Annotated in this window: 11 protein-coding genes and 1 riboswitch; of the genes, 5 read left to right on the forward strand and 6 right to left on the reverse strand. The window is 43.9% G+C overall.

Translation table 11 applies throughout. The annotated features are described in order from the left end of the window. Window positions 1-78: 78 nt before the first annotated feature. On the reverse strand, window positions 79-669 hold the full coding sequence (locus DMB45_RS07490; RefSeq protein WP_041505420.1) for a lipocalin-like domain-containing protein: 591 nt from the start codon (window positions 667-669) through the stop codon (window positions 79-81). A 143-nt stretch (window positions 670-812) separates the two neighbouring features. Further along, window positions 813-948: riboswitch (TPP riboswitch) on the forward strand. Between the two features lie 62 nt (window positions 949-1,010). Here DMB45_RS07490 and thiS point away from each other — a divergent pair. Genes thiS through thiH form a run of 5 tightly spaced genes read left to right on the forward strand, consistent with a single transcriptional unit; the run spans window position 1,011 to window position 6,975 of the window. Further along, window positions 1,011-1,211: a sulfur carrier protein ThiS gene (thiS, locus tag DMB45_RS07495; RefSeq protein WP_041502030.1), complete on the forward strand. Its 201-nt coding sequence runs from the start codon at window positions 1,011-1,013 to the stop codon at window positions 1,209-1,211. 52 nt (window positions 1,212-1,263) lie between these two features. After that, complete coding sequence (gene thiC, locus DMB45_RS07500; RefSeq protein WP_110688621.1) at window positions 1,264-3,015, forward strand: phosphomethylpyrimidine synthase ThiC; 1,752 nt, start codon at window positions 1,264-1,266, stop codon at window positions 3,013-3,015. A 57-nt stretch (window positions 3,016-3,072) separates the two neighbouring features. Next, entirely contained in the window at window positions 3,073-5,058 is a 1,986-nt protein-coding gene (locus tag DMB45_RS07505; RefSeq protein ID WP_082027557.1) for a thiamine phosphate synthase, read from the forward strand. A gap of 4 nt (window positions 5,059-5,062) precedes the next feature. Next, window positions 5,063-5,833: a thiazole synthase gene (locus tag DMB45_RS07510; protein WP_041502031.1), complete on the forward strand. Its 771-nt coding sequence runs from the start codon at window positions 5,063-5,065 to the stop codon at window positions 5,831-5,833. A gap of 35 nt (window positions 5,834-5,868) precedes the next feature. Next, window positions 5,869-6,975 carry a 2-iminoacetate synthase ThiH gene (gene thiH / locus DMB45_RS07515; RefSeq protein WP_041502032.1) on the forward strand — a complete coding sequence of 369 codons (1,107 nt, stop codon included), beginning with the start codon at window positions 5,869-5,871 and terminating at the stop codon, window positions 6,973-6,975. A gap of 149 nt (window positions 6,976-7,124) precedes the next feature. Here the strand turns inward: thiH and DMB45_RS07520 are convergent, their stop codons facing one another. From DMB45_RS07520 to DMB45_RS07540, 5 genes are all read right to left on the reverse strand, one after another. Continuing rightward, window positions 7,125-9,410: a Gldg family protein gene (locus tag DMB45_RS07520; protein WP_041502033.1), complete on the reverse strand. Its 2,286-nt coding sequence runs from the start codon at window positions 9,408-9,410 to the stop codon at window positions 7,125-7,127. Between the two features lie 112 nt (window positions 9,411-9,522). Further along, complete coding sequence (locus tag DMB45_RS07525; protein WP_041505419.1) at window positions 9,523-11,808, reverse strand: Gldg family protein; 2,286 nt, start codon at window positions 11,806-11,808, stop codon at window positions 9,523-9,525. Window positions 11,809-11,814: 6 nt separating this feature from the next. Further along, a complete protein-coding gene (locus DMB45_RS07530; protein ID WP_041502035.1) occupies window positions 11,815-12,735 on the reverse strand; it encodes an ABC transporter ATP-binding protein in 921 nt (306 codons plus the stop codon). Window positions 12,736-12,837: 102 nt separating this feature from the next. After that, window positions 12,838-15,429 carry a zinc-dependent metalloprotease gene (locus DMB45_RS07535; protein WP_041502036.1) on the reverse strand — a complete coding sequence of 864 codons (2,592 nt, stop codon included), beginning with the start codon at window positions 15,427-15,429 and terminating at the stop codon, window positions 12,838-12,840. 32 nt (window positions 15,430-15,461) lie between these two features. Then, complete coding sequence (locus tag DMB45_RS07540) at window positions 15,462-18,068, reverse strand: zinc-dependent metalloprotease (RefSeq protein ID WP_041502037.1); 2,607 nt, start codon at window positions 18,066-18,068, stop codon at window positions 15,462-15,464. Between the last annotated feature and the right edge of the window lie 2 nt (window positions 18,069-18,070).

Here is an 18,070-nt window from a genome sequence, read left to right on the forward strand (position 1 = left end):
TTTATTACTTAATGATATGTAGCAAAGATAACAGGAGTTAACGACATTTCCGGTTTAGAAGCGTTAAAATTGATCATTTTATTTTCGACGAGCTAAACGCCAGCATATTGCGTTATCCCTTGACAAAACCAACGAATCTGCATTTAGTTTTACAATATTCAACGTATCTTGTCCTTCGATTGTCTGTCCGTTACCTACACTCTTGTATCCCAATATCAACACTCCATCGTTCAGCTCCCAATTCCTTATCTCTAAGGTAGCCATACCGACAGTGGATGCGGTCCCGTCCTGATTCAACGTAAACCCCTGTTGATCATCAGCATCTATCGGATTCGGTTCGAGCCAGGTTCCCTGAATGTAATAGTAAGGCGAATGTACGGTCACGATAAGTTGCCGAGCTTTTAAAACAGTCCCGTTACCCATTCGTTCTTTCCGGTAAGAGATCTTGACGGAATCATCAATCAGTACGCCGGGAACTTTGGCAGGATCTGCATCCATCGTACTGATATCGACCGTATCGCCTTTCGTCGTAATCACGATAATATTATTCATCGAAGCATCAAAAACGACGCCGCTAAGCGTTTGAATCTTACCGGAAGATTGGCAGCCGCCCGCTCCAAACACGATCAACAGAGACCAAAACAAAGCCAGGTAAATCACTTTTTTCATATTCAAATTATTTCCATCGTTCTCGTTTTTCAGATATACAAAAATACGAAAATTATCCGGAGGTATCCTCTCTGAATAATTCTTTCGTTAAATATTCCTTTCCTTGCTTTTTTAATAAAATTATGCTTAGCTTTGTCTTGACATTTTTCAACAAGGGGTGCCTAAGAAATGAGATAATTTCATTTCTATCTGTAAACACAGATCAATACAACGGGCTGAGATCATACCCTATAACCTGATCCGGGTAATGCCGGCGTAGGTAGAGTGCATTCCCTTTTTGAATTTTGATTAATAAAAAACCGGTCGGAACTCACGTTCAACCGAACAAAAACAACGAGGTTATGCAAATTTTCATCAACGACAAAGCAACACATTGTTCTCCGGAAAACACCTTAAAAGAGGTATTGAGCAACAACGGTATTCCCTTCGAAAATATTGCCGTTGCCATTGACTTTACCGTTATTCCCAAAACCGAATGGGAAAATACGAAACTACAAGACGGAAATAAGATCATCATCATCAAAGCCGTACAAGGCGGCTGAGAATATCCTTGGATCGACCAAAACAGAAAAATCATCAAATCAAAATCATATTATGGAAAAAGAAATGGAAGTTTCCTGCGGTCCGCTGCCAGGATCTGAAAAATTTTACGTGAAAGGAGAGATATTCGATATTGAAGTACCCATGCGCAGAATCAATCTCTCCCCGACCATAGATTTGGATGGCCAAAAAGTAGAAAACGAACCGGTTGTCGTGTACGATACCTCCGGACCCTATACGGACCCCGCCTACAAGGTCGACCTGAATAAAGGTCTCCCCAAAATCAGGGAACGATGGATCAGAGAAAGAAACGATACCGTACAATTAGAAGGATTAAGCTCCGAATACGGACAAATGAGGCAAAACGACCCCTCGCTGGATCACCTTCGTTTCGAACACGTGAATACGCATCCGCGAGTAGCTAAGCCCGGTCAGGGCGTAACGCAAATGTATTATGCCAAGAAAGGAATCATCACTCCGGAAATGGAGTTTATTGCCATCCGGGAAAATCAACAGGTAGACCAAATCCGGGAAAACTATAAAAGAGAGAAAGGAGAACCTTTAGGGGCTCACGTTCCGGCATACATCACGCCGGAATTTGTTCGGCAGGAAGTAGCGGCAGGCAGAGCCGTCATCCCGGCCAACATCAATCACCCGGAGAGCGAACCGATGATCATCGGTCGCAATTTCCTTGTCAAGATCAATGCCAATATTGGAAATTCTCCGATCACATCGACCATTTCGGAAGAGGTTGAAAAAGCCGTATGGGCTTTCCGTTGGGGAGCCGACACGATCATGGATCTCTCCACCGGCAAAAACATTCATGAAACCAGGGAATGGATCATCCGGAACTCCCCGGTTCCCGTGGGGACCGTACCCTTGTATCAAGCTTTGGAAAAAGTACGGGGAAAAGTGGAAGAGCTAAATTGGGAAATATACCGCGATACCCTGATAGAACAAGCCGAACAGGGAGTCGATTACTTTACAATCCATGCCGGCTTAAGGTGGCATCACGTACCGCTTACCCTAAAGCGTCTTACGGGAATCGTTTCCCGGGGAGGAGCGATTATGGCACATTGGTGTACCACCCACAAACAAGAAAGTTTCCTATATGACCATTTCGAAGATATATGCGAGATTCTGGCTAAATACGACGTGGGTATATCCATCGGAGACGGACTCCGTCCGGGATGTATAGCAGATTCCAACGACGAGGCACAGATTGCCGAATTAAAAACACTCGGTGAACTGGCAAAAATTGCCTGGAAGCACGACGTACAAGTACTTATCGAAGGCCCGGGACACGTTCCTATGCAAAAAATTCGAGAAAACATGGAATTAGAGCTGGACTATTGCAACGAAGCTCCTTTTTACACTCTTGGTCCCCTCGTGACGGATATTGCCCCGGGATACGATCATATTACGTCCGCTATCGGCGGAGCCATGATCGGCTGGTACGGAACTTCCATGCTCTGTTACGTGACACAAAAAGAACACCTCGGTTTACCCAATCGGGACGATGTCAAGGAAGGTGTTATCACGTTCAAATTAGCCGCTCATGCGGCTGACTTAGCCAAAGGACATCCCGCCGCTTACTGGCGGGATTATGCCATGAGCAAGGCTCGTTTCGAATTCCGTTGGAAAGACCAGTTTCATTTAGCCTTAGATTCGGAGAAAGCTTTACGTTTTCACGACGAAACATTACCGGCCGAAGGTCATAAAGAGGCTCATTTCTGCTCCATGTGCGGAGAACATTTTTGTTCCATGAGGGCAAGCGAAAAATTAAGAAAGAAAATAAATCAATAACATGAACGAAGGAGAGATACACATGATTGATATCTCTCCTTCCCTAAGGAAAACTCTATGATTATTGTTATAACTCCTCCCGAATTTATTCCCCACGAAGAATCGATAATAAACAGACTCTTTGAAAACGGATTACATCTGTTACACCTGAGAAAACCGGGAGGAAGCCGCAAGGATTACGAAAATTTCATCCAAAAAATTATTCCCGCGTTTCGGAACAGAATCGTCATTCATGACCATTTCGGCCTGGTAAAAACATACGGGCTAAAAGGTGTTCACTTAAAATACGAACAAGTCGCTCAATGGAAAGAGAAAAACGCGTATCATCACGTTAGTGTTTCCTGCCATACCGTGGAAGAAATAGACCGCATACCGTTTCACACCGACTACCTCTTCTTAAGTCCCATATTCGACAGTATTTCGAAATACGGTTATCGGTCAAAGTTTGATCCGGATACTTTAAAAAGCTTCCTAAACTCCACGGACAAACAGATCATAGCTTTAGGAGGAGTCGATGCGGATCGCGTTTCATCCTGCCGCAAAATGGGTTTCGCAGGCGTAGCCCTATTGGGCTATATATGGAATAAATCCGAAGAAGCCATTTCTCGCTTCCTGAAATTATTCCCCACTCCGGTACTAAGTATAGCAGGATTCGATCCCAGTTCCGGAGCCGGAATCAGTTCCGATATCAAAACGTTTGAAAATTGCGGGGTATACGGACTGGGAATCTGTACAGCTATAACATTTCAGAATCAAAACGAATACCTTGAAACCCGATGGTTGACATTCGAGGAGATTACCCGACAATGCGATATCATTCTGCAAGAATTCTCACCCCGGGTTATCAAAATCGGACTGATTAAAGATTTTACTCTTTTGGATCAGATCGTCGCTTACTTGAAGCAAAAACTTCCCCGGACAAAAATAATTTGGGATCCCATTCTAAAAGCCAGCGCCGGATTCGAATTTCACCGGCATGACGACCGCAAAAAATTGATGAGTATTTTGCGAAAAATTTACTTAATTACCCCCAACGCGGAAGAATTAAGTAAATTATTCTCTCTTCCGGCTGAAAACTATAACGAGAATATCACCCGATTGCAAACTGTTTGTCACTCCTTACGGACAAACATCTTATGGAAAGGCGGTCATAACCGGGAAGAATACCCTACCGATCGGTTGATAACGGCGACGCATGAATACTCGGGTTCCGTTTCCCGTAACAAACACGATAAGCACGGTACGGGATGTGTTCTTTCGGCCGTTATCGCTTCCCGATTGGCACAAGGCTACTCCTTACCGGTAGCCTGCCGGGAAGGACAACTATATGTCTCCGATTTCATTCAATCCAACGATACCCGTTTAGGAGTACACCCTTCACGGTATTCCCCCCTGTTTAAAACCGACCTACACCGACTTCCGTTACAATACATCACCGACTTCAAAGAGGGGATGAGTATCCCGGAGCAGGTCGAAGCCGCATGTAAAGGAGGAATACGCTGGATACAATTGCGGATGAAAGAAACCGATCGATCCGAATGCCTAAAAACCGGGGCAGAAGTAAAGGCCATTTGCCAGAAATACAACGCCCTTTTCATTATCAACGACCGGGTCGATATAGCTTTGGAATTAGATGCGGACGGGGTACATCTGGGAAAGGAAGATATGAACCCACTCGAGGCCCGCAAGTTACTGGGAAACGATAAAATAATCGGTGCCACGTGCAACACGTTCAAAGATATAATGACCCGCTCCGTTCAACGGATTGATTACATCGGTTTAGGGCCGTTTACCTATACTACAACCAAGAAAAAATTAAGTCCTGTTCTGGGATTGGAGGGGTATCGAAACATCATGGAATCTTGTCGAAAAACAGGAATAAACATTCCGGTATACGCTATCGGAGGAATCAAAGAAAAAGATATTTCTCCTTTATTTTCCACGGGTATATCCGGAATAGCTCTCTCCTCTCTCATCAAAAACAGTGAGAATCTAACAAGTAAAACAGAAGAAATCATAAATCTTATAATCAATAAAATTTAGCAGCATGGAACCACTTAAAATAGCTGATAAAGTGTTTACTTCACGATTATTTACCGGCACCGGTAAATTCTCGTCCAATGCTTTAATGGAAGAGGCCATTAAAGCATCCGAGTCCCAATTGGTAACGGTTGCTCTTAAAAGAGTGGATATGTCAGAAAAAGAGGACGATATCTTAATTCATTTAAAAGCTCCCCATATCACACTTTTACCGAACACATCAGGGGTTCGAACGGCCAAAGAAGCTGTTTTCGCCGCCCAACTTGCCCGGGAGGCTTTGGGAACGAACTGGTTGAAATTAGAGATCCATCCGGATCCCAAATACCTGTTACCGGACCCCATCGAAACCTTAAAAGCAACCGAAGAACTGGCAAAATTAGGCTTTGTCGTTCTTCCTTACATTCAAGCCGATCCTGTACTCTGCAAACACTTAGAGGAGGCCGGAGCAGCCACTGTTATGCCTTTGGGCGCTCCTATCGGAACGAACAAAGGATTAGTCACGAAAGACCTGTTGGAGATTATCATCGAACAAAGTAATATTCCGGTGATCGTGGATGCCGGAATCGGAGCTCCTTCCCACGCGGCGGCAGCCATGGAGATGGGTGCAGCGGCCGTATTGGTAAATACGGCGATTGCCGTCTCTCCCGACCCGGTAGGGATGGGTCGGGCTTTTAAATTAGCGGTGGAAGCCGGTCGGATGGCATTCGAAGCCAAGTTAGCCAAACAATACCGACACGCACAAGCCAGTTCCCCGCTGACCGAATTCCTGAATCTATAAACGTTTGCCAGAATCACTAAATTACAGCATCAATTATGTCTTTTTATGATACCCTACAAACCTACGACTGGGAAGATGTGAAAAAAAACATCATGGACAAGTCGAAAAACGATGCCATTGACGCCATCAACAACCCGCACCGAACCTTGGACGATTTTATGGCTCTCATCTCTCCTGCAGCCGCTCCGTTACTGGAAGATATGGCACAGGAAGCCAATCGAATGACATTGGCCCGTTTCGGAAATACGATCCAACTCTATATTCCCCTTTATGTTTCCAACTACTGTACCAATTTCTGTGTTTATTGCGGATTCAATCACGATAACGAACTTCATCGTAAGATGTTAACATTAGAAGAGGTGGAAGCAGAAACTCAAGTAATCACCCGATGGGGATTTAAACATATCTTACTCGTATCGGGAGAAGCTCCCGCCAAAACCGACGCGGATTATTACGAACAAGTAATCCGTTCCATTCGGGATAAGTTTTCACAGATAGCCTTGGAAGTACAACCTTTAGAAGAAGCTGAATACGCCCGTTTAGCCGAAGCCGGACTCAGTTTCGTATGCGTATACCAAGAAACTTACAACGAGAAACAATACCCTCTGTATCATCCTAAGGGTCGAAAAGCCAATTATCGGTATCGTCTGGAAACTCCCGATCGGGTATGTAGAGCCGGAGTTCAAAAAATGGGAATAGGAGCTTTACTCGGATTGGAAGACTGGCGAACCGATTCGTTTTTCACGGCATTACACTTGAAATACTTGGAAAAAACCTATTGGCGAACCAAGTATTCCATCTCTCTTCCCCGCCTGCGCCCACATGCAGGAGCTTTTACACCCAATGATCCGATCAATGACAGGGAGATGGTCCAATTAATATGTGCCTATCGCCTGTTGGATCAAGAAGCGGAAATATCCATATCTACCCGAGAAAGCAGAGCATTCAGAGACCATGTCATGCACCTCGGTGCGACCTCCATGAGTGCCGGATCGAGTACCGAACCGGGAGGGTATGTCGTCCCCCATAAGGAGTTGGAACAATTTGCCATCAACGACAACCGTACGCCTCAGGAGATGGTGGAAGCCATCAAAGCACAAGGCTACGAACCGGTATGGAAGGATTGGGATAAATGGATGTAACTAAAAAATAGGATGATTTGAAAACAACAAATCATCCTATCCAACACTAAATTATCTATAAAACAAAACGTGCCAAAAATGAACTCCGGTTCTATTCCACTTTTCATCATTTCTTCAAAACCGAAATTATTTTCGGCACGATTTAACTTTTATCTTCCCCTCCTACGGATCCAGATAAAGAGGGCCATAAAGATCAGGAAGGCGGTCAACACACCCATAAAACCGATCTTCGTGGCAATAGCACCAGCCTCACTCACGTACAATTCGGTATCCGTCGTGCTCGGACGGCGAATGTCGATCGGCACCTCTTCATGAGACAACCAATAGAAAGAACCGATGATGACAGAGTAATTCATGGCTCTCACGTCTTTCCTGCTCATACTAACCTCTCCGTTACTGATACAATCGGCATCCCCCAGAATGATAATACGCTGCTCTTTGTCTCCTATTTTTCTTGAAAGAGCAAGAGCCGTAGGATAAGCTTGTTCCGTCTCTCCCGTTTTTTCATCTATCGTAGGAATATCATCGACAAAATCGGTGGTCTGCAACTCATTCCAGCTTCCCACGGTATCGCTCATGAAAAGAGGCGTAACCGTGTATCCTTTATCTTCCGTGTACGCCAAAGCACTACTACTGGGCATGGTCACACACCCTTCCCATCTCCGAATCCCGTCGAAATGATAACATAGCTCACAAGCTGCCTGTGTCGGAGTTACCATAATCAAATCGGGCTGGAAATTCTCGCTTTTTTTCACCAATACTCCCGGTAAAATCTGAACGCCAAACGGTTCAACTATCGGATTCATAAACTCCCGACGTTTGGGTTCGGAGATGATCAACAAATCTCCTCCTCTCGCGACGTACGCATCCAACCTGGCCTTTTCTTCCGGAGTAAGCGCCTGTTTCATTTCGGCTATAACCAAAATACGTACATCGTCCGGAATATCCTGATCCAACGTAACCTCTTTGGCATCAAAACCTTGATTGATCAAAGCATAACGGAATTTTTTATCTTGGGCAAAACGTTTATAGTCCCGGTCTCCCTCCTTATTGATATCCCTCTCCCCGTGTCCTGTCAAAAAGCCGACTGTCGGAAGGTCCATTACCAGTCGCTTCAACGCCGCCGTAATTTCACTCTCTCCCGGGAATTTCCGCATATCGTCATAAACACGCAAAAACGTCTTTTCTCCGCTTTCACGCTCTATCAAACGCACGAACCGATTCCCTTCCGGTTGCAAATCCACCATTTCCCGAATCTTTTCCGGCGGTAAAAACATATTGGAATCCAAATCCCAGATCTCACATAATTTCTTTGCCCGTTCCTTATCGCTCAAATTCGGATAACGCTCGTCCAGATGTTTGTTTTCCGCTTTATCGTAATAATAGACGTATTTGATTTTGATCTCCGGTTTAAAACGCACGTAGTCTTCAAAATGTCCCCGGTTCATATTCATCATTCGAGGCAGACCGAAACGGTAATCCTCATCCAACAGATTGACGTAAGTCGTGATCGTCAAACCGCCATTCAAACGCTTCACGATATCCTGACTATTGGGAGTCAAGGTATTACTTTTGGTGGAGGTAGCATCATAATACCCCATCAATACCGGACGAGAAGAAAAATACCCCAGTAACATAGCGATACAAACCACTCCTACATATTTGCCCCAACGAACGCAGAAAGAAATCTTTTGTCTCCGTGCTTGCAAACGCAAAATACAGAGCATTAAGAACATGGCTATTACAATGACGAAATAGAGAAAATCTTCACTGCATATCATTCCCCTCAGGAAAGTACCGACGCGTCCTCTCATGGACAACCAATAGGTAATATCCCTTACAAAATCAATATCCTGCCATAAATTTCCCACCATGTTCAAAACAGCCAATATAGCCAAGGTTCCCATTGCCGCAACGACCTGATAGGAAGTTATACTGGACATAAAGAGTCCGATAGCCGCATAAGCACAGATTAACAGATAAATTCCCAGGAACTGGGTCAAAAGGGTTCCGATCTCCATATCCTTAATGGTAAACACACCATAAAGGAAGAACAAGAATAAAACACCGATTAAAACCAAGGCGTAAATCATCATGGAAAGAAATTTTCCCAAAATAATTTGAGCGTTGGTCACGGGCGAAGAATACAACAATTTAATAGAGCCGCTCCCCAATTCACGACTCATCAATCCCATGGTTAACAACGGAATATAAAGATAAAGGTACTCCGTCATTTGCCATAACATATACCCGAAAGCTCTTCCTGTTACAGATCTCAAAGGATACCCCAGAGAGACACTTTGTACCATACCGGATATACTCTCAGTAAACATCATGCTTGCCTGAAACGTGTATATAATCAGAATCAACCAAGCCACAGGCGAATAGAAGAGGGTCTGCAATTCTGCTATCGCTAATTTATAGATTGTCTTCATCAACTTTGTTTTAATTAATAATTTTATTTTATATCTCACAACAACCGAAGCTCTAATAAGTTCCGGGATCACGCACTTTCCCGGAAACTTTTATACAAAAACACCTACGGTATCATCTTCCCCGTCTACGTATCCAAATAAACAGAGCGAAGAATATTAAAATGGCAGGAAAAACTCCCAAAAATCCGATTTTCGCAACTGACATCCCGATTTCACCGACATAAACGGCATTATCGGGAGGAGTCGGGCGTCGCATATCAATAGGAACTTCCTCATGCGATAACCAGAAGAAAGAACCCGTAAGGATATTGAAATTCATCGCCCAAACATCTTTCCGTTGCATACCCAACTCGCCGTTACTGATACAATCGGCATCACCGAAAATGATAATTCTTTGCTCCTTTTCTCCCACTTTCCGAGACAAAGCCAAGGCTATCGGCAAGCTCTCCTCTTTCTCTCCTTCCAAAAGATTCAAGGTAGCGACGTCATCGATAAAATCGGTCGTCTGCAATTCATTCCAGCTCCCCGCCGTATCGCTCATGAAAAGAGGAGTCACGCTATATCCCTTATCCGCCGCGTAAGCCAAGGCCGAACTTCCCGGAAACGTTACACACCCTTCATAATCGATGATCGTCTGGAAAGGATAAGAGAGTTCACCCGCCTCTTTTGTCGGAGTCGTAATGATCAAATCCGCCTGAAAATTCTCCGTAGGCTTCACCAAAACCCCAGGTAAAAATTTTACTCCCAGAGGTTCCACAATCTGATTCATAATATCCCTACGTCTCGGCTCCCCTAAAATCAATAAATTTCCTCCCCTTTCGATATAAGCATCCAATCTCATTCTCTCCTCCGGAGTCAGCGCTGATTTCATCTCGGCTATCACCAGTATCTCTATATCCGGAGCAATATCTTTATCCAAAGTTACCTCCGCAACATCAAAACCTTGATTGATCAAAGCATAACGGAACCACTTATCCTGAGAAAAACGATTATAATCCCTATCTCCCTCCTTTTTCGGATCACGTTCCCCGTGTCCTTGCAAAAAACCGACAATGGGCAATTTCATGATCAGACGTTTGAAGGCCGCCGAAATCTCCCCTTCACGCGGGTTCCGATCAAATCCCTCGTAAAAACGCAAGAAGATCCGTTGTCCGTTCTCCCGTTCCACCAAACGAACAGAGTGGTTTTTTTCCGCTTCCAAGTCGATAATTTTCTTTATCTCTTCCGGAGGAAGTACGATCGTGGAATCGATACCCCAACACTCTATCATTTTCCGGGCTCTCTCCTTATCCGTCATATTCGGGTACATCTTATCCAACTCTTTGTTTTGAGCATCGGCATAGAAATAAACATACTTCATCTTTATCTCCGGCTTAAAACGCACGTATTGTTTGAAAACCTCCTTATCCCAATTAACATTTTCGGGTAAAGTACTGTAAAAATCATTATCCAAAATATTGGTAAAAGTAGTAATCGTCAATCCCCCGTCCAATTTCTTGACAATTTCCTGACTATTGGGCGTCAGTGTATTGAATTTTGTCCGGGAAGCATCGTAATAACTCATAAACACGGGACGGGAAGAGAGGTATCCCAACAACATGGCAATACCGACAACACCCAGGTATTTCCCCCAACGAACGATCCAAGATATCCTTTGTCTCCTGGCTTGCAAACGCAGGATACACAACATTAGAAACATTGCGATCACAATGACAAAATAGAGAAAATCCTCACTACATATCAACCCGCCGATAAATTCATCCGCCCGTCCGTCTATGGATAACCAAAAAGTAATATCTTTTACAAACTCTATGCCTTGCCACATTCCTTTTACATAGCTCAATACGGCAAGAACCGCCAAAGTTCCCATAGCGGCAACCACTTGATACGAAGTTATACTGGACATAAAAAGCCCGATAGCCGCGTAAGCGCACAACAACAGATAGAGTCCTAAAAGACCGCTGAGCATATATGGAATATCCACCATTTTAATCGTACATACGCCAAAAAAGACAAATACGATCAAAACACCTATCAACACGAAACAGTAAAGCATAAGGGAAAGATATTTTCCCAATATGATCTGAGTATTGGTAACCGGTGAAGAATACAATAATTTAATCGAACCGCTCCCCAACTCTCTACTCATGATCCCCATGGTCAACAAAGGAATGTAAAAATAGAGATATTGTTGCATGGCTCTGAAAAATGGAAAATAAGTTTCCGCAGTAACATTGTACACAGGATAACCTAATGATTGGGCACGTACCAAGCCTCCGAAAAGATTGGTATAGACCATTCCCGCCTGAAAAGTAAAAATAATCAGAATCAACCAGGCTACCGGTGAGTAGAATAACGTTTGTAATTCCGCCAACGCCAATTTATATATGGTCTTCATCGTCTCTTACTTTTTGGATAATTCGGCAAATACGGCATCTAATGAGCTCTTTTCCAGATGTATATCATTCAACCTCCATCCTCTGGCCACACTTGTCTCTACCACACGTTCGATAACATCCTGGTTATCGGAAAATTGTAACCTGAATTTCGTTCCTCCCAACTCCTCCACGTTAACTACTCCCGGAACCTTAGCCAATTCATCCACGGCAGGCGGAGCGATCAACGAAACAAATATGGTATTCGGTATGATATAATTATCGAACTCGTCTACCGTCCCGGCAAAAACCAATCTACCCTCCTCAATCATACGGATATAATCACAGGTGGCCTGAACCTCCGGCAAGATATGTGTCGAAAGGATGACAGTACGTTCCTCTGCAATCTCTTTGATCAAATGACGCACTTCCACGATCTGGTTCGGATCCAACCCGTTCGTCGGTTCGTCCAACACTACAAATTCCGGATTATGAATGATAGCCTGCGCTATTCCCAATCGTTGTTGGTATCCCCCGGAAAGGTTACGTACCAAACGCTTATTAAAATGAGAAATACCGCAACGTCCCATAGCATCTTTTACAGCGTTTTTCACTTCCTTAGATGGCATTAAACGCATATTGGCACAATGGGTTAAGTACTCCTCTACCGTCATATCCATATGCAAAGGCGGTTTTTGCGGTAAAAAACCCAAATGTTTCTTAGCCTCTACGGGATTTTCTCGCATACTGACCCCCTTTATATAAACATCTCCCTCCGTCTGTTTTAAAACGCCACACATGATATTCATCGTGGTCGACTTCCCGGCCCCGTTGGATCCGAGAAGACCATATATACCATTAGTGTTGATTTCAAAATTAATATCCCGGATAGCCCACTGAACCGTGTAGCGATGGGATAGATTTTCAACTTTTACGATCGATTCTTCCATACAATTATTAAATTTTAGTTATTGAACATCCTTTCATCGGGTTTCCTTTGTCGTCATTCATGGAGAACAGAATGACGACAAAGAGAAACCGGAGAAGAAACATTAATTTAGAGCCTGTTCCAATTTATGGATCAGTAATTTATAATGAAGCCGAGTGTCTGAAGAACCGGTCATCGCCTGGTTTTTCAACAGATTCAACGTCTTTTTCATTAAATCGTAATAGTAAGGAGCCACATCTGCGTTACCCATCTGAATATCCACGTAATAGCTGAATCCCTGCTTATCCGCCAGCCCCCTATTTCCCATCACCTGCCCGTAATATTTCAGACTTTTGGCCCTAACGCTCTCGGGAACTTCCACGATCATACGTACCCGGCCTTTTCCTCCCTTGGCATCTTTTTCCACGTTGGCACCCCCGATCACCTGACTCAAAAGAGCCAATTGCATTTTCTTTTCGACGTTAGACAAGGTTTTTCCTTGTTTGGTAGGCGTAAAAATAAAATCATACAAATCGTTTAAATAGTCTGAAGACGTGTATACCTGATTGGCAGGTGCCTTCTCCGCACAATAAGAGACAGCCCCCAATCGTCCTAAAATCCCGCTCATAATTTTATCTTCCAACTCCCTGGAAATATTTCCCATCAAAGGCATCTCTTTTTGAAAATCAGGATTCTCCAACCATCCGGCATCCTTTATCTGATTTAACAAAAATCTCAATGCCCGTTTTTGTTTCTCGCGCGGAACAAAAGCGTAATTCGGACGTTTATCTCCCTGATAACTTTCATTCAAATAAATTCCTCCGATATTGGCTGCCACATGATTCAGGTAACGTACATACTGGTATACGATCTCGTTATACATCCTTTCACGGAAAGAGTAATCCAAATCTTCCCCGGCCGTCCACTCGTTTAAATGAGCCAGTACATATTTAAGATTTTTCACACCGTAAGTCGCTGATTTGATTGCGTCGTCTCCCAAATCCTCCTCGAACGAACTCGGATCATAGTGTGCCCAAATTTGTTGTTTTCCATAACGATAAATCGGGTCTCCCGATTTATCGGAAATCCAACGTTCCAATGTCGGAAGCTCATCCTTAGCCGTTTGGGCATCCGGAAGAAACGTATACAACCATTTGATGGCATAATAATCATATAATCCCAAATTAGGGGGTGTCATCTTCACACCACGAGCAGCATCTCCCGGTTGAGCCACGTAATTGTTACGGGCATAATCCATAATAGAATAAGTCGTGCCGTACTTCCGCGTGAATGACGGGGAACGCAAAGAATCCGTCGGGATAGCCGCCGAAGCTGCCATGTTATGCATTAATCCTAAACAATGGCCTATCTCATGAGCAATCACGTAACGAATACAATCTCCAACTGTAGCGTCATCCAATTGTATCTTACGAACAGAAGGATCCGCCGGAGACGTCTGCAAGAAACGCCAATCCTGTACCAATTGGATGAGGTTATGATACACCGATACGTTAGCTTGCAGGATCTCTCCGCTTCTCGGATCTGTCCAAGAAGGCCCCATGGCGTTGGCAACAGAGGAAGGAGAATAACGTACACAAGAGTAATTCAGATTCTCCGGATCGAAATCGGGATCGTCTTTAGGAAAATCCTTGGCAATAATCGCATTTTTAAAACCGATCTTTTCGAAAGCCGCCTGCCACTCCTCGACACCAGCCTTTACATATTCCTTCCACGCCGCAGGGAAATTATCGTCCACATAGAAAACAATGGGTTTTATCGGTTCAACCAGCTCACCCCGTTTATAAGCCTCCACATCTTTCGGTTCCAAACGCCAACGATTGGCATCATAAACCACCTCTACTCCTCTCTCCTTATCACTATACAAATACTTACCTCCGAAGAATATTCCAATCCGGGGATCGGCTATCCGGGAACGCATCGGCTTTTCCGGCAACAAAAGGAATGTCCGGCTCATGGTTGCCGTGTAGGGCATTTTATAAAGCCAGTACCAGTTATCGGCATTAATACTCACGGTATAAGTAAAAGAGGTCTGCACGTTCACGTTATTTTCAAACGCACTGATTTTTCCGATCTGGGTATGTGCCTGCTGAAACTCTTTTTCCAATCTGGCATCTCTCCAATACTCCATTAAAATCGGCATCCATGGAGAAAAAGGATCCAACTTCTCATTTTCGTTAGTCAAAAAATCCGTCATATCGATGACCACGGCCGTACTATCCGGAGAATAGGCTTTTATTTCAAAATTCTTAATAACAGCCTGGATAGCACTCAACTCCACGTTTTGACGCATCCGTTCGTTATCCGTCGTATGCAAGGAGTTTGCCTCACGTAAGTTCAATAAAGAATCCGTACGAGTAAACACAACGTGAAGAGGTTCATGCGGTTTTTCTCCCACCGCCCCGAACAAACTACTCGAATTCTCGGCAATCGCAGATCCGATCAGCATCTCTTTACCCAACAAATTCAAAGGTACCTCAAAATAAACTTTACCGTCTATTTTATGAACCGTCATCAACCCTTTCGCACTCTCGTGAGCTTTATCTTTAAAAAGTTTGTCATAAGCCGATTCCTTCTTAGGTGCTTTTACCTCTTGCTCTACTTCCCCTTTCCCCTTCTTCCCTTTCTTTTTCTGAGCCTCTGCAAGGAATGGCATCAACAAAACAACTAACAGTATAATAATCGTGTTGTTTTTCATGATATATCTTTTTTAACTTTATTACTTATTGTTTATTTCTTAGACATGGCTTTACGAATCCGATACAACAAGTACTCGTAATGGGCTTTCGTATCGCCGCTACTGGAAAGAACAGCCCCTTGCAATAATTTTTGGATCCTTACCAACATGGAATAATATTCCGGAGCCGCATTGTATCCTTTCGCTGTTGCGACATAACCTTGATAACCGCTACGTTGCGACGGCAAATAATCGTTCCTCCACTTTTGCTCCATTCGATTGAATTCTCGCGTATCCGGTTTCCAGTAAACCAAGTTCTTCCCGGCCACAAAAGGGAATCTCTGTTGTTCCTTTTCAAAAGAAGCCGGAGATTCAGCAACAGCGGAAGAAGCCATAACCATACCAACAAAACTCCTCTGTAAAAATCGTTCATCCTCCGTCAACGCACGTTTTTTCAACGTTCCCTCCCAAATATAGGCATACAGGTCATCCAAAAATTCATCCGGAGTATAAGCATCGCCCGATTTTTCAGCACATAATTTCAGATCGCCGACCTTACCGAGTAAGCTACCGATAACGGCTAACTGCATCTCCCGAGAAGGAACTCTCGCGTACCCCAATCCGGTCTCTTTTGTATACTCTTTATCATCCATCCATCCGAACGTTTTAGACATATCCAAAACATACCGTACGATCTCTTGTTGACGCTCCTTGGGTACAACAGTAAAAGTCGGCATATCCTCGTCCGCAGTAACCTCATTCAGGTAGATTCCACCCACGTATCCCAATAAGTTATTCATTTCATTCGATAACAGATTGGAAAAAGAGGAATGAAGGGAAGTCCTTACACGCAAATCCTTATCATCATCTTTGAACCACTCTCTGAAATGTTTCATGGCATATTTAATATTGTTGATCTTGTATTCGAGAGATTTCATCGGATCGTCTCCCAAATCGCCCCTGTTCCGGCGAGGATCTCCCAACAAACGGTAGAAACTCCATATCATGGGACTATACCTATAATTGAGTTCTTTTTTAGCTTCGATAATCCACCGGTTTAAAACCTCTGTTTCATCCTGCGGTTTCACTGTCCCTTCTATTGGTTGGTACAACCATTTAACGGTAAAATAATCAAACTCGCCAATCCCCTTGGAAAACATACGGACGCCTTTTTCCATATCTCCGGGTTGTGCGATATAGTTACAAGCCACGAGATCCATAACGGAAGGCGTCAATCCGTGGGCCCGGGTAAATGTTGCGGAACGCAAAGAGTCTACCGGATAGACAGAAGAGGCCATGAAATTATCAGTAAATCCTAAACAGACACCCATCTCTCTAGCCACATCCGATTTAATCACATCTCCATAAACCTCCACCGGAATATGATTGTTACGGATTTGAGGGTTGACAGCCATCGTATTCATTTTCAATTCATAAGTAGGATCATATCCCACCGGGATAAGAATAGAAGCCGATATAATCTCTCCCGTACGCGGATCGCAATACCTCTGAGATTTTACATCATACATCTTAATCGGAGCATACAAAATGGTAGAATGACTCACGTCTGCCATATCGAAATCAGGATCACCCTTCGGACAATCTTTCACTTGAATCGCATTTTTAAAACCGATTTTCTCGAATGCAGCATTCCACTCCTTAACACCGGCTATCACGTAGGGCTTTATCGACTCCGGTATTAACGTATCGATATAAAAAACAATGGGTTTTTTAGGTTCCACCGTTTTTCCTTCCCGGTAAGCTTCCGGATCGGAAGGTTCCAAACGCCAGCGATTCGTGAAATATACCGATTTCACACCCTTCAGGGGAGATTCGAAACCGCTTTCCCGGTTATATTCCACATTTACGCGGTAATCCGCCAGACGAGGCAACATCTTCTCTTCCGGTAAAAGCATCAATATCCGATTGGCCTCGATAGATACCTTCATATCTTTTTCTATAAGGAACATACCGAAGAAGTAAATATCCACATCGTATCCCATCTCGCAAGTCACCGCGACATTTGTCGGATAAGCCTTTACCCCTTTCAAAAAATTACGATCTTCCTGAAATTTATGATCCCGTACGGCAAGACCAAAAAATGAATTTCCGGCATAGTCGGTAAAGGGTGTCGTATAAATACTGTGAGACATAAACAATGAGGTCATATCCACCACTACGGCACTGCTATCCGGAGTCCACGCTTCGATCTTGTAACTCCCGTATACTCCGGGCATGGCCGAACGATTAAAGGCTTCGTTGACACCTAAATCGTCCGTCATGTTTCTTAAAGGATTCATAAGCAGTATCCTGGCCTGAAGGACAGAATCCATACGGGTAAATTTCAAAGGTACTCCGGGACCGGAAAATTCTCCCACGGCACTCTCTCCGCAATCGCTGATTCTTTCCACGGAAGAGGTAAACAACATCTCCTTATTCAACAGGCGCACCGGAAATTCCACGTAAACCTTATCGCCGACCTTATGAAGGGTCATTAAACCGCGAGCCGTTTGAACCTGCTTACCATCGAACAATTTCTGATAGGCAGTCAACTCTTTCTTCTTTTTATCTTCTTTCTTCTTCCTTCGTTCCCCGGCAGAGGCATCACACACGCCAAACACAAGAGTAAAAAGAAACAATATGTATATGATCTTTTTCATAA

The sequence above is a fragment of the Sanguibacteroides justesenii genome (genome assembly GCF_003204205.1).
Lineage (GTDB): Bacteria > Bacteroidota > Bacteroidia > Bacteroidales > Marinifilaceae > Gabonibacter > Gabonibacter massiliensis.